The 14061-nt window shown below is 40.1% G+C and carries 11 protein-coding genes; 4 read left to right on the forward strand and 7 right to left on the reverse strand.

Going from position 1 to position 14061, the window contains the following annotated elements:
- The first annotated feature begins 97 nt into the window (after window positions 1-97).
- A complete protein-coding gene (nadA, locus tag NJ959_RS15555; protein ID WP_254012651.1) occupies window positions 98-1066 on the forward strand; it encodes a quinolinate synthase NadA in 969 nt (322 codons plus the stop codon).
- Between the two features lie 204 nt (window positions 1067-1270).
- Here nadA and NJ959_RS15560 read toward each other — a convergent pair whose 3' ends face one another.
- Window positions 1271-1870, reverse strand: a complete 600-nt coding sequence (locus NJ959_RS15560; protein WP_254012652.1) for a lysozyme inhibitor LprI family protein — start codon at window positions 1868-1870, stop codon at window positions 1271-1273.
- Between the two features lie 62 nt (window positions 1871-1932).
- On the opposite strand from NJ959_RS15560, the gene NJ959_RS15565 reads away from it, so the two are divergent.
- From NJ959_RS15565 to trmB, 3 genes are all read left to right on the forward strand, one after another.
- Window positions 1933-4767 (forward strand): hybrid sensor histidine kinase/response regulator, encoded by a 2835-nt coding sequence (locus NJ959_RS15565; protein WP_254012653.1) that lies wholly within the window; start codon window positions 1933-1935, stop codon window positions 4765-4767.
- 72 nt (window positions 4768-4839) lie between these two features.
- Entirely contained in the window at window positions 4840-6225 is a 1386-nt protein-coding gene (locus tag NJ959_RS15570; RefSeq protein WP_254012654.1) for a hybrid sensor histidine kinase/response regulator, read from the forward strand.
- A 157-nt stretch (window positions 6226-6382) separates the two neighbouring features.
- Window positions 6383-7015 (forward strand): tRNA (guanosine(46)-N7)-methyltransferase TrmB, encoded by a 633-nt coding sequence (gene trmB, locus NJ959_RS15575; RefSeq protein WP_254012655.1) that lies wholly within the window; start codon window positions 6383-6385, stop codon window positions 7013-7015.
- A gap of 53 nt (window positions 7016-7068) precedes the next feature.
- Here trmB and NJ959_RS15580 read toward each other — a convergent pair whose 3' ends face one another.
- From NJ959_RS15580 to NJ959_RS15605, 6 genes are all read right to left on the reverse strand, one after another.
- The gene (locus NJ959_RS15580; RefSeq protein ID WP_254012656.1) at window positions 7069-7560 is read right to left on the reverse strand and encodes a DUF29 domain-containing protein; all 492 of its coding nucleotides are present in this window, start codon (window positions 7558-7560) and stop codon (window positions 7069-7071) included.
- Between the two features lie 145 nt (window positions 7561-7705).
- Window positions 7706-9175, reverse strand: coding sequence for a dolichyl-phosphate-mannose--protein mannosyltransferase (locus NJ959_RS15585; protein WP_254012657.1), 1470 nt, complete (start codon window positions 9173-9175; stop codon window positions 7706-7708).
- Window positions 9176-9204: 29 nt separating this feature from the next.
- Window positions 9205-10800 (reverse strand): B12-binding domain-containing radical SAM protein, encoded by a 1596-nt coding sequence (locus tag NJ959_RS15590; RefSeq protein ID WP_254012658.1) that lies wholly within the window; start codon window positions 10798-10800, stop codon window positions 9205-9207.
- A gap of 136 nt (window positions 10801-10936) precedes the next feature.
- Complete coding sequence (locus NJ959_RS15595; protein ID WP_254012659.1) at window positions 10937-11578, reverse strand: Uma2 family endonuclease; 642 nt, start codon at window positions 11576-11578, stop codon at window positions 10937-10939.
- Window positions 11579-11642: 64 nt separating this feature from the next.
- A complete protein-coding gene (locus tag NJ959_RS15600) occupies window positions 11643-12296 on the reverse strand; it encodes a MotA/TolQ/ExbB proton channel family protein (RefSeq protein ID WP_254012660.1) in 654 nt (217 codons plus the stop codon).
- A 177-nt stretch (window positions 12297-12473) separates the two neighbouring features.
- Window positions 12474-13964: a GAF domain-containing sensor histidine kinase gene (locus NJ959_RS15605; protein WP_254012661.1), complete on the reverse strand. Its 1491-nt coding sequence runs from the start codon at window positions 13962-13964 to the stop codon at window positions 12474-12476.
- Between the last annotated feature and the right edge of the window lie 97 nt (window positions 13965-14061).

Here is a 14061-nt window from a genome sequence, read left to right on the forward strand (position 1 = left end):
ACTCCCCACTCCCCACTCCCCACTCCCCTTTGAATGCTATTTTTGGTAAATTTAACTATAATTACCGCTATACTTCACATCCCGACAACTTAAAACTGTGTTTACAACTACCCTCCTGCCAAAGCCAGAAACTGCTGATATACCTGATGACTTATTTGAGGCGATTAACGATCTCAAACGGGAACTTAATGCGGTTGTCCTCGCTCACTATTACCAAGATCCTGACATTCAGGATCTTGCTGATTACCTGGGAGATTCTCTGGGGCTTGCCCGCAAAGCTGCTGAGACAAATGCTGATGTAATTGTCTTTGCTGGCGTTCACTTTATGGCGGAAACTGCCAAAATCCTCAATCCCGATAAGCTGGTACTTTTACCAGACTTAAATGCGGGTTGTTCCCTAGCTGATAGTTGTCCTCCCGATGCTTTTGCTAAATTTAAAGCAGAACATTCGGATCATATCGTCATTTCCTATATTAACTGCACGGCAGAAATTAAGGCTATGAGCGATATTATTTGTACGAGTTCTAATGCCGTGCAAATTGTCAAGCAAATTCCTGAAGATCGACCGATTATTTTTGCCCCGGATCGCAATTTGGGGCGATATGTGATGGAACAGACGGGGCGCGATTTGGTATTGTGGCAAGGTAGTTGTATTGTACATGAAACATTCTCGGAAAAGAAGATAGTTCAGCTAAAGATTGAAAATCCAGAGGCGGAAATTATTGCTCACCCGGAATGCGAACCTCCTGTGCTGCGTCACGCTAATTATATCGGTTCCACCACAGCATTATTAAAGTATGCTAAAACAAGTTCATCTCAGGCATTTATAGTAGCTACGGAACCAGGAATTATTCACCAGATGGAGAAAAATAATCCTGATAAAAGGTTTATTCCTGCACCAGGAACAAACAATTGCAATTGTAATGAATGTCCGTTTATGCGATTGAATACTCTAGAAAAGTTGTATCTAGCAATGAAAAATCGTCAACCAGAAATTACTATGTCAGAAGATGTTCGAGTTGCGGCATTACAACCGATTCAGCGGATGTTGGAGATGAGTGTATAGGGTTTGGGGGAGAGTATTTGTAGAGCCGGAAAAATTTGCTCTGCTGTATTGTTCGGTTAATTACAGCAATTTTCAGGTATCTGAGGTACAGAGAAACCCGGTTTCTCAAAGAAACTGGGTTTCTGGAGTGTGTATCATAAACCTGCAATCTGCTGTAATATTCATCTACTCTCTCCCTTTCCCTAGCTTGTCGAGCTATTTATCTCAATTGCCATTGAGAAAACTTTCTAATTGAGCAGTGCGCTCATTAGTAACTTGCTCCAAACACTCACTCAGAAAACCACCATAACCACTGCCACCGCGATTCTTGTATACCTCAAATTCACAGTGGAGATCTCGAAATTTAATCCAGGCTAATTCAGTATCAATCAGTTTTTGCTTCTCTTCTCCAGTAACGGTTGAAATAACTTGTTGATAAACCTGATTTAACCTTCTGTCAGCAGCTTGATAAGCTCTGTAAGCGCATTCTTTGTACTCCACATTGCTTGTAGGATTTCGACAGTTTATCTGTTGAGCAAGTTCATTATCTGGTAGGGAGGCGGCTGGAGTAGTCGGCATTAACAAGAGTGTAGCAGCAGATAAAACAGCTAAATTTCTTCCCTGTTGCCGAGTTAATCTCATAGGACAAAAATCCTGAAAATTTACTTTAGTGCAATTATAGCCGATCGAATAGTGAAAGGCTACTTGCCACAACAGAATCGGGTGCAATTGCCATAGTCTATAACACTTATTAAATAAGTGAAACAGACGGATAATCCCATACTTAATATAAACTATTATAATCACCAAGATAGTAATAGGCATTTTTAGCAACAACTGAGTTGATAAATAGTAACTTGAGCTACCCAGTTAATTACATTTTTCAGATGCCACTAAATTTCGTCACAAATCGACTATCACAATTCTCCCTACAAGTGCCATTGCGCCTTGTTTTAATCGTACCTTTTGTCCTACAAATATTTGCGGCTGTGGGATTAACGGGTTGGCTCGGATTGCGGAATGGACAAGAGGCAGTCAAGGATCTTGCCTCTCAGTTACGTCAGGAAGTTGTCGCTCAAATCCAACAGAAACTAAATAGCGATCTAGAAAGTCCATATATTGTCAATAAAATCAACACAAATGTTACGATCAATGCCAATCTATATTTAAGTAAATTACCAAATTTAGATCGTCATTTATGGGAACAGCTACAGGTATTTCCGGTTATGGCGACATCAATTGCCACTGAGGATGGAAAATATACTGAGGTGGTACGTCTGGAAAATGGACAAATACATATTCGCGAATCTGTTAATTACAAAATTAACGTATACGATACAGATAATCGAGGTAATCCCACTTGGTTATTGCAGTCTATCCCCTACTACGATTACCGATCTCAGCCTTGGTATCAAGAAGCAGCCGCAGCTAAAAAACCAACCTGGAGTAAAATATATCGATATTCACCTGATGGAGATACGTTAGCTATCGCAGCCATAACTCCACTTTATAAAGAAGATGGAACTTTTGTTGGAGTGACTCGTACTGTTTTATCTTTATCGCAAATTGGCGATTTCCTGAAAAAATTGCCCATTAACCACGCCAAAAATAAGTCTATAAAAGCGCAAACTTTTATTGTGGAACGCAATGGTTTGATGGTTGCTACTTCTACCGAAAGCAACCCTTTTGGAGCGAAAAGATCTGAAAAGTCAGAAAGATTCAAGGCAATGGAAAGTACCAATTTAATTACTCGTGATACAGCAGAGTTTCTGTTTAAAACTTTTGGTAGTTTCCAGTCAATTAAAGATCAGAAACAGGTAGATTTTGGATCTAATGGCAAGCGAAAATTTGTCCAAATAATGCCGTTTCAAAATGATAAAGGACTAGACTGGCTGATTGTAGTTGTTGTTCCGGAAGCCCAATTTATGGAACAGATTAACGAAAATACTAAAACTACTATCATTCTCTGTATTTTAGCGTTAATTATCGCCACAGGATTGGGTCTTTTTACAGCTCGTTGGATTAGTAAACCTATTCTCAGATTGAGTATGGCATCTGAAGCAATCGCGAAGGGAGAATTAGATTATATGGTGAAGATATATCATGGAAAATCCTTATTAGGCATTGATGAATTAGGGGTTTTAGCGGATTCCTTTAACGAAATGGCCGAACAATTACGAGAGTCTTTCACCGCTTTAGAACAAACAAATGCTGAGTTAGAAGAGAGAGTTGAGCGACGTACTGCTGAACTAAAAGTTGCCAAAGAAATAGCGGATACAGCTAACAAAGCTAAAAGTGAATTTCTGGCTAATATGAGCCACGAATTGCGAACTCCCTTGAACGGTATTTTGGGATACGCCCAAATTCTGCAAAATTCTACCAGGATGACGGAAAAAGAGCTTGATGGCGTTCGGATTATTTACAAGTGCGGTTCGCACCTGCTAACATTAATTAATGATATTCTGGATTTATCTAAAATTGAAGCTCGTAAAATGGAACTATTCCCCATAGATTTTCATTTTCATTCATTTCTTCAGGGTGTAGTGGAAATGTGCCAAATCCGAGCCGAAGCTAAAGGAATTACCTTTATTTATCAACCCACTTCAGACTTGCCCGTTGGCATCAATGCAGACGAAAAGCGGCTGCGACAAGTATTGCTAAACTTACTCGGTAATGCGATAAAATTTACCGAAACTGGCGGTGTGACATTCAAAGTTGGCTATTTATCAGTGGCAGAAAACCACCAACCAATAGCTAATAAAATTCGCTTTCAAATCGAAGATACAGGATTTGGTATGACTCCAGAGCAATTAGAGAAAATATTTTTACCTTTTGAGCAGGTTGGTAGTAGTAAGCATCAGGGAGAAGGTACTGGATTAGGTTTGGCAATTAGTGCTAAGATCGTCGAAATGATGGGGAGTACTATTCAAGTTAAAAGCCAATTGAATCAGGGAAGTATTTTTTGGCTGGATTTGGATTTACCAGGAGCAGCAGAATGGATGCTGAAGGATAGAGTGCCCGGGGGTGGTAAGATTGTTGGGTATCAGGGGAAACAACGGAAAATTCTGATTGTAGACGACTCTGATGAAAATCGTTCCGTCATTGCTAATCTGCTCGAACCCATTGGGTTTGAAATAACTGAAGCCAGCAACGGTAAGGAAGGGTTAGAAAGTGCGATGGCAATTAACCCAGATCTCATTATCACTGATTTGATCATGCCCGTGATGGATGGCTTTGAGATGATGGGGCAGATTCGGAGATCTTCCCAAGTAGCAAATATGTTAATTATCGTCTCATCTGCTAGCGTTTATGATATCGATAAAAAAAATAGCTTGGCGGCAGGTGGTAATGATTTCCTACCTAAACCAATCCAAGCTGAAGATCTATTTCAGAAGCTACAGTACCATTTAGAATTAGAATGGATTTATGAAGATTCGGAACGAGTTACTAGTCAATCATCTCCAGTCAATTCGACGAACAATGGACACTCTAAAATAGAATATAGGGAATGGGTTGTACCAGAGAAAGAGGAACTAGATATCTTGTGGGATTTAGCAATGAAAGGTCGTGTCAAACATATTATAGATCAAATTGATAATCTGGAAAAAATGGACAAAAAATTTATCCCATTTGCCCAACATATCCGTCAACTAGCCAAGAATTATGAAGTAAAAAAAATCCGCAATCTTATTTCAGAATATCGAAAAATGAATGGCGAGTAAACATTCGGTTATTAGTTATCTTATCACAGGCAGGATGCCTGTGACAGCTACTTGAAGAATAAAAAAAAATATATGAACAGCCCAGACAAAGACATTATTCTCATCGTTGATGATAGCCCAAATAATTTGGAAGTGCTATCAGATACTCTAATAGATGCGGGTTTTGAAGTTGCTGTAGCCACGGATGGAGAAACGGCAATAGAGCAGATAGAATACTCACCACCATCCCTAATTTTATTGGATATAATGATGCCAGGAATTGATGGCTTTGAAACTTGCCGTCGCTTGAAAGGTAATCCATCTAGCCAAAATATTCCCGTGATTTTTATGACAGCTCTTGCTGATACACTTGATAAAGTTAAAGGTCTCAATTTAGGAGCAGTTGATTATATTGTCAAACCATTTCGGCAAGAGGAAGTATTGGCTAGAGTTAGGGTACATTTAAAATTATACACCTTAACTAAGACCCTAGAAGACAAAAATAAAACACTCCTAAAGGAAATTGAACAGCGTATCGCTGCTGAAGCCAAATTACAAAAACTGGCTGAAGAATTAGAGCAACGGGTAGAAGAGCGCACAACGAAACTTACAGAAGCTCTAGATAATTGGCAAAAAGCCCACACGATTCTGGTACAGAATGAAAAAATGTTCAGTCTTGGACAGATGATTGCCGGAGTTGCTCACGAAATTAACAATCCAGTAAGTTCAATTCATGGGAATATTTCCTATGCGAAAAACTATGTACGAGACTTGCTACAACTGATCGAACTTTATGCTAAATACTATCCATCTCCTCAATCAGAAATACAAGAAAAAACAAAGGATATTGAACTTGATTTCCTGAGAGAAGATTTGCCTAAACTCCTGAATTCGATGGAATTGGGAACGGATCGCATCTGCCAAATTATTAGTAGCTTGCGCAATTTTTCTCGGATTAAATCAGGATCGATGATCACAGTGGATATTCACCAACATCTTGATAGTACCCTGGTGTTATTGCAGCATCGACTAAAACAAGCGGGAAAACGTCCAGGTATTGAAATGATCAAAGAGTACGGGAATATACCGCCAGTAGAGTGCGATCCTGGTTTGTTGAATCAAGTTTTTACAAATATTATAACTAATGCAATTGATGCCTTGGAAGAGGCAGACTTCAGAAGTTATAACTTGGAAGGATTTACTAAAGATAGAAAAATGCCGACAATTTGGATTCGCACTGAGTTAAGCGATAACGATCGAGTAGCAATTCGGATTATGGATAATGGTCCAGGCATTCCAGTGGAAATACAACCTAGGCTATTTGAACCATTTTTTACCACTAAACCATTTGGTAAAGGTACGGGGTTGGGATTGTCGATTTGCCAAGATATTGTAGTGGATAAACATGGTGGAAAGTTAAGTTTTCTTTCATTACCGGGAGAGGGAACTGAATTTACGGTAGAATTGCTGATTCGTTAGTTAGTTGTTAGTTATTAGTTATTAGTTGTTAGTTGTTAGTTGTTAGTTATTAGTTGTTAGTTATTTGTTATTTGTTATTTGTTATTTGTTATTTGTTATTTGTTATTTGTTGAATTTACAATCTTCAACTCAAAACTCAAAATAGGAGGTTAAAACATTGGCAAAAGTCCGCGTGCGTCAACATGTTAATCCACTCAGCCAAAAATACCAAACACCAGTTACTCCGCCTAACTGGAGTGAAATTTATAATAAACCAAATCAACCCCTACATTTAGATATTGGTTGTGCTAGAGGTGAGTTTTTGTTAAAGATGGCAACACTGGAACCCGACTGGAATTTTCTGGGTTTAGAAATTCGGGAACCATTAGTTAAAGATGCTAACCAGCTAGTTTCTGAGTTAGGATTGAAAAATATACACTATTTGTTTTGCAATGTAAATAACTCGTTGGTACCAATTTTAGAGTCTTTTCCCCAGGGAATATTACAGCGCGTTACTATTCAATTTCCAGATCCTTGGTTCAAAAAGCGACAGATGAAACGTCGTTTATTGCAGCCAGAAGTGGTGAATAATTTGGCAATATATTTGGCGGGAGGAGGATATGTTTTTCTCCAGTCTGACGTTGAGGAAGTAGAGAGAGAAATGTGTTTGCGATTTGAAGCTAATTCTGCTTTTTATAGAAAAGATCCGGATTGGTTAGCGATTAACCCTCTCCCCATTCCTACAGAAAGAGAAACCTATACAATTTCTCGTGGTGAACCAGTTTATCGCGCTTTATTTATTAAAGATTGATTGGGATAGGGTATGGGTTGTACGGATATGGAAGTTAAATGAATATTAGCTTATCATCCTTCTTTGGTAGATTCTGATTTGCCATCTGGAAACCAATTCTCATCCAAAACTTCCTTTATTGTGGTAATTGCTTGAGGAGGAAAATTAGCCAACTTTTTCCCTGTCAATTGACTAATAACTTTTCGAGCATCTAAGTAACATTCATCAAAAATTTCAGTTAGATATGGTTTAAGACTAGGACTATCTTTGAGGAGTTTCTTAATTTGCAGTCGGAAAGCAGTGATTTCTCCTTTCCACTTGTTTTCATTGTTTTCTCTTTCTGATTCCCAGTAGGTTAACTTGAGTAGATGTTCAAAAAGTCTAGTTAACAAACTTGCTAACGCCCTTTTCTCACTTCTTCCCATACTCTCGATTTCCTCAATTAAGTTTTCCCAATCTACGGTATCAAACTCAGCACAGCGTAGTTTTCTGACTGTTGTATCTACCCATAGGTAATAGTCATCCTCGTACAAGGTTTGAACAAGTTGAGATGATTGTGCTGTCATATAGTTAGATTTCAAAGTATACTGCTAATTTAACACAGATACCGATCGTATTTGATTTGTCATAATTAACCACCTCAGAATCCCGGTTTCTCAAAGAAACTGGGATTCTTGGTTTCTCACAATTTAGAATTGCTATAACAGCCCTCTAAATCCAAGAATCAAACAACATGCGAAGTTTATATCCTTGAGGAGATAGAGGTAGCCCTAAATAAATAGGTAACCACCAAGCAAATGCTATTAAAATTAACGCGATCGCAATTATAGCCCAAATTTGCCGCTGACGCTGTTCTCCGTGCAACCAACGATCGATAATCCATGCCAGCCCTAAACTTGAAAATACAGAAGATCCCATGTAGTGATACAGAAATATACAGCGAGTTACTCTCACCCAAGGTAATAAGTTCCCAAACCAATTCATTACCAGATATAGAATCATGTAGTTGGTTGTGGTTGGAAAAAATACTCCCCACACCCCTAACCACAAACGCTGAATAAATAGCAAAATTAATAACAAAATTGCTGCTGTTGATAGCCAGTACAAAATTGGATTTCCCATTGCATGGACATCATAAATTACCTTGCCTGCACCACTAGGTAATGGTGGATAAGCAGGTACTTGTTCATGAATAGTTTGTGCCGTTTGATAGAAATAAGCAATGGGGCGAATCATCAAAGGCCAAGTATACCATTGAGAGCAGTAAGGATGGACATTAGGTCCACTCCCTACTTTTTCATGAAATTCCAGAATGTACTTTTGCAATTCCCAGAATCCACCATAATTGGGATTCATTTGCATCTGAGGAATCCAAAGAAGACTGTAGGTGGCAAAGGGAATAATGGCAAAATTTAAAAGTATCTGAATGACATTTAACTGGGTGAGATTAATCAAGGGGTTTCGGGATACTTTTCTCTTAACAACATCTGAATTATGATCCCCAATACCTGAAATCCTCCATTTAATTAGCCAAGCAATTCCCCAAACAAAATAAACTCCTAATAAAAACCATAAGCCATTCCATTTAATGCATGCGCAAGCACCAAAAAACATACCAGACAATGCTAATAGTCCCCATCGCCACTGCTTGCGCTGATTCAATCCCATCAGAAAAAATAACTGACCTAATAATCCTAGAATAACTAGATAGATATTGTTTAATGCGTAGCGAGATTCCACCAAAAATAAACCATCTGCCGCCGAAAATAGGGCAGCGATCGCAGCATAACTGCGACGGCGATTGAGTTGATAGGCAATCCCAGCAACTACTAAAGGAATAAAGGAACCTGTCAGGGCATTTAGCCAGCGATAGCTCCAAGTGGAGCGCAATGAACCCGTTAAACCATTCACCATATCTTGCCCAATTGGTAGGTGGGAACCAATCCACATACCAATTGCAATAATATAGGTACTTAAAGGTGGATGGGCGTGTTCAAATTGCGTTGCGGTTAAGTAGTTATTGGCATATTTAGCGTAATAAACTTCATCGAATACTAAGGCATTAAATCTACCCAATCCCCAAAACCGCAAGAAAAGGGATGCTAAGAAAATCCCGGTTAAGCTAATGCTAAACCAGGGGAATGGGGAAGAAGAAAGGGGGAAGGGGGAAGAAAGTTTCATTGTTTTGAATTAAAACTACCCCTATCATATTAATTGGCAATTGCGCCTACTATCTCACCTCTCACTTTATCGCTTTGGGCTTGTATCTTAGCCTCTTTTACCAAAAACTCAGCTAACTGTGCTTCAATCTCATCTCTGACAATCTGGCGATATTCTAGAAAATGCTCATTATGAGCGCAGAGGATTAGATAATGTTCCCAAACGGCTGGATTGCGCCGCATCATGCTAAATAAATGATGCCAAAACTGCCAACGAGTTTTCCGTTTAACTCCCTGTCGCCAGCAGACAATAGTCAGGGCTTTTAAATCCACCAAACTCGGTAGTTTGAAGGGAGGGTGGCACTTGGGTGCGCCTAATTTGAGAAAATAGCGATAAATTCGATCTAAATATTTTTCTGGTTCGTATAATTGCCAGAATGCCTCAACATATTCCATGGCAATTTCTTCAAGAGGGCGAGTTGGAGTAAAATTCATTAAGGTAGTCTGGTTAATATTACCATCTTTTCCTTGAAGTCGTCCTTCTTTCTCTAACCGATGCCAAAGGGCAGTATTTGGTAGGGCTTGCAACATGGCAAATGTTGTGGTAGGAATACCTGTAATTTCGGCAAATTTGACAATGCGATCGCCCGATCCAGATTTCTCCCCATCAAAACCAATAATAAACCCTGCCATCACCCGCAATCCCGCCCGCGTGATTGTGTCTACTGATTCAACTAAAGGATTCCGTGTATTTTGGAATTTCTTAGTTAGCTGCAAGCTATCTTCATCAGGCGTTTCAATCCCCACAAACACGGCATCAAAATAGCATTCTACCATTAAATCCATCAATTCTGGATCTTGGGCCAAATCCACAGAGGCTTCCGTATTAAATCGGAAGGGATATTTCCGTTGAGCTTGCCAAACTTTTAACTCCTTGAGGAACAATTTCACATTCCGCTTATTGCCAATGAAATTGTCATCCACCATAAAGACACCCCGCCGCCATCCTAACTCATAGAGATAATCCAATTCTGCTAATAGCTGTGCGGGATTTTTGGTGCGAGGTTTGCGACCGTATAGGGTAATAATATCGCAAAATTCACATTGGAATGGACAGCCTCGCGAAAACTGTACCGACATGGAATCATAAGCATCAAACTCCAATAAATCAAAGCGAGGAATGGGTGTATTTGTTACATCTGGTTTCTCACCATTAGAGCGAAAGACACCTGATTTTTCCCCTCTTTGAATTGCTTCAACAAACATGGGCAGGGTAATTTCCCCTTCATCCAAAATCATGTAATCTACACCGACATCTTCCACTTCATGGGGTACAGATGTTGGGTAAGGTCCCCCTACCGCCACTAGCTTACCACGTCGTTTTGCTTCCCGAATTTGGTCTAACAAATCTGGTTTTTGCACAATCATAGCAGAGAGAATAACGATATCCGCCCATTCCCATTCCGCTTCCGTTACAGCGCGGATATTTCGATCTGCTAACTTAAATTCCCACTCTTGTGGTAAAATTGCTGCTACGGTTACTAAGCCTAGAGGTGGTAGCAGTACTTTGCGATCTACTAATTCTAGGATTTTTTCATAAGACCAAAATGTTTTGGGGAATAGGGGATAAACTAGTAAGATGTTCATTGTATCAGCCTCACATTTTATGGGTAATTCTGAATCGATTGCTAATTATCGCTAATTGATTATTTTATATTGATTGGTGTAATTGATTATTAATTCTTTCACCAACAACCAATAACCAACAACCAATAACCAATAACTACTGTTGAAATTGAGCTAGCAACCAAGCACCTACCTGCGATTGATCCATTGTACGACTCATTGTCAAGGCTTCTGTCAAAACAGAAATAGTTAACCCTGGTAGTACCTGCGATTCGGTAATTCGTCTACTCCCACTAGTGGTGATTTGGAAGGGAATAATCCGAGTATTTTCTACATCGACTATCCAATATTCCGGGATTTCTAGGTCTTCATATAGTAACCGTTTTTGTCCGAGATCGTCACTCAGGGATGTATCGGCAATTTCAATGGCTATGTCTGGTGGGGCGACTGTGTTTAAATTTACAATAGAACTGCCTTGAGGTGCTAATTTGGCTCTGGCTCCAATATAGTATGAAATATCTGGTTGAGATTCTCGTACACCAGGTTTTCGATAGCTACAGTTAATTAAACCTTGGAGCGGAATCCCCTTGAGAGTGCAAAATAGATTAATGGCAAAATAAATAATCCCATTATCGCTAGCATGATCTGGTCCGACACCCATAGTTTCAATCCTCATCTTTCCATTGTAATAATATCCTTTTGCCTTGGCGTAGACAGGATCTTCAATTATCTGGATATATTCTTCCCAAGTCGCGGTAACCCAGGTATCAGTTGGTAGTTTAGTTTGTAGTTGGTTCATAGACTTATCCAAGAAATTGAATACTTTTAACTCAAAACTCAAAACTCTCTTTCCCCACTCCCCTTCATCTATCCATTTCAGAATAGCGAATTTTACCTCGCTCGTAGTAACGACGATAGAGTAATTCTAGTTTACCACCATATTCCTGAATTAAAGCAATCTGACGGCGATATAATCCTCGGAATGTGTTGGCACATAAAAGGGTGAAAATTGCCACAATCAAACCAGCGACTGTAGAAATTAATGCTTCACTAATCCCACCAGTAACACCAGCGGTTTTGCTAGCGCCAATATCACCAATTCCAATAGCAGCAAAAGATTGAATTAAACCGAGAATTGTTCCCAAAAGTCCTAGTAATGGAGAAACGCTAATGATTGTCTCAAATACGGTATTGAAACGCTTCAGTAGCGGTAACTCTGCTTGAGCAGAGGTTTCTAGTGCTAGTCGAAATTCCTCCGGAGTGGGGCAGTCTAATTCTAACGCTGCTAGAAAAATTCTGGCTATGGGTAAGTCGCTATTTTGTTCTAACTTGAGAAATGCTTCAGGAGGATTTTGATGGTAGAGGTGAAGCACCTCCCTGACAAGGCGGTTTTGACGTTTGGTGATCCGCAGCCAAAAGTTCAGTCGCTCTAAAATTAGTGCGATCGCTAAAATAGATAAGGATAATAGGGGCAACATCACTACCCCACCTGCCGCAAACAATGTTTGGATTGACATTTGTAAACTAAAAATTTGCCATCACTTATAATTAGCCTAAACTACTAGTTATAACTTAATCTGTTGCTAAAATTGCTAATTGCCAATTGTAAATAGTGAAATTTATTGGCTCTATCATTAGCCTGTCTTCGATTAGCCGACTAAAAAAGGTAACGAGGAACTTGGGTTAATTACCCTCTAAATCCCACCAGCGCAACCAGGGGAGTGTCGTAACCAAAGGATAAAAGTTGTTCCTTTAGTTGAATCTTTATGAGAATTAGCAATTGTATAGTCTGAATTATCCCCAGCCCAGAGGGATATAGCTGGGCTAAATACTTCTATTTTACCGTGCATTTGTTCTACAAGTTCTTTCGCGATCGCTAATCCTAAGCCAGTACCAGGAATTGCGGTTTCTGCTTGGACTCCTCGATAATGTCGCTCAAATAAACGATCTAAGTCTTGGGGCGGAATCCCATATCCGGTGTCGCTAATCGCGATCGCAATCATTTCTGGTTCAGAGGAAGTCGTTGGGGAGAAGTCGTTGCTGAGAATTTCTGTTTCTTTGCCAGAGGAGTATTTCTCAAGACCGACTTGGACATAAATTTGTCCTCCGGCAGGAGTATACTTTAAAGCATTGTCAATCAGATTGCTCAATACTTCCCTTAACGCTTTAGCATTACCTCGCACAAGCGGTAAGTAGGTGGGAATTGAGAAACTCAACTCTAAATCTCGTTCTTCTGCGATCGCACTAGCACTAACAAGTAGCGGTTGTAACACATCGGCTACTGAAATAGATTCCAGGATTAGGCTTTTACCGGGAAGCAGCGCCAATATTCCCCCACTCACTTCTAATTGAGAACCCTCATCCTTCACAGGAATTGCAGATACTTCAGCAAGTGTTCCAGATTGCAGCACAGGCGAAACGCCTGTGGCTAAAGCGAACAAATCGCCCTCCCCTGGATACATATCCAAACATTCATCGAACTCTTGCAGTAAATCTTGCAAGCGATCGCTTTCCCGTACAATACTAGCAGCAACCTCTCGGTTTTTATCCCCTGGTAGCAGTCGCCTGAAAAGTAATTTCCCGAATGTGCGTAAGGCGGTGAGGGGATTGCGAAATTGATGGAGTAGGTTATGGAGCAGATCCTGCTGTTGCTCTTGCAGCATCCTCTGTTGTGTTAATTGCTGTTCCAACCAAACTCTCCGTCGATCGACTAGGTACGCGATCGTTAAAGTTCGAGCAATATGTTCAATAGCGGCTTCTTCTCGCTCATTCCACTGTCTGTCTTCCCTACTCGTCACTAACAACCCCATCACCACCCCTTCATGGATGAGGGGCAAAACAATTTGGCGCTTTTCATTTAAGGAATTATCTTCCCAATCTGGTGTAACATGTGGATCGCTGTTAGAGTGCTGAGGTAGGAGTTGAGGTGAGACTCTCTTCAATCGGCGAATAGTCTCGCCCTGAAAATTGCGATGATCGGGCAAAACTAGGTTAGTCTCATCATCTTCCCACAGAGTCTCTGTTTCTGGATAAACTACCACCGGGATTAGCTTAGGTGTAGATCCTGCTACCAATTCTTCTGTCGTTAAATATACCGCACTCAAAGCTGCTCCCAATCCTTGAGTTAATACTGCCACTTGGGATTGGCACAAGGCAACAAATTCTGAACTGGCGGGGATGAACATGATGATAACCGATCAATTGGAATACTTGCGTACCTTGTTACCATCATGAACCATTAGAGATTCAATAGGGCAGGGGAGAAGGGGGACAAGGGGGACA

It is taken from the genome of Limnofasciculus baicalensis BBK-W-15 (assembly GCF_024178385.1).
Lineage (GTDB): Bacteria > Cyanobacteriota > Cyanobacteriia > Cyanobacteriales > Coleofasciculaceae > Limnofasciculus > Limnofasciculus baicalensis.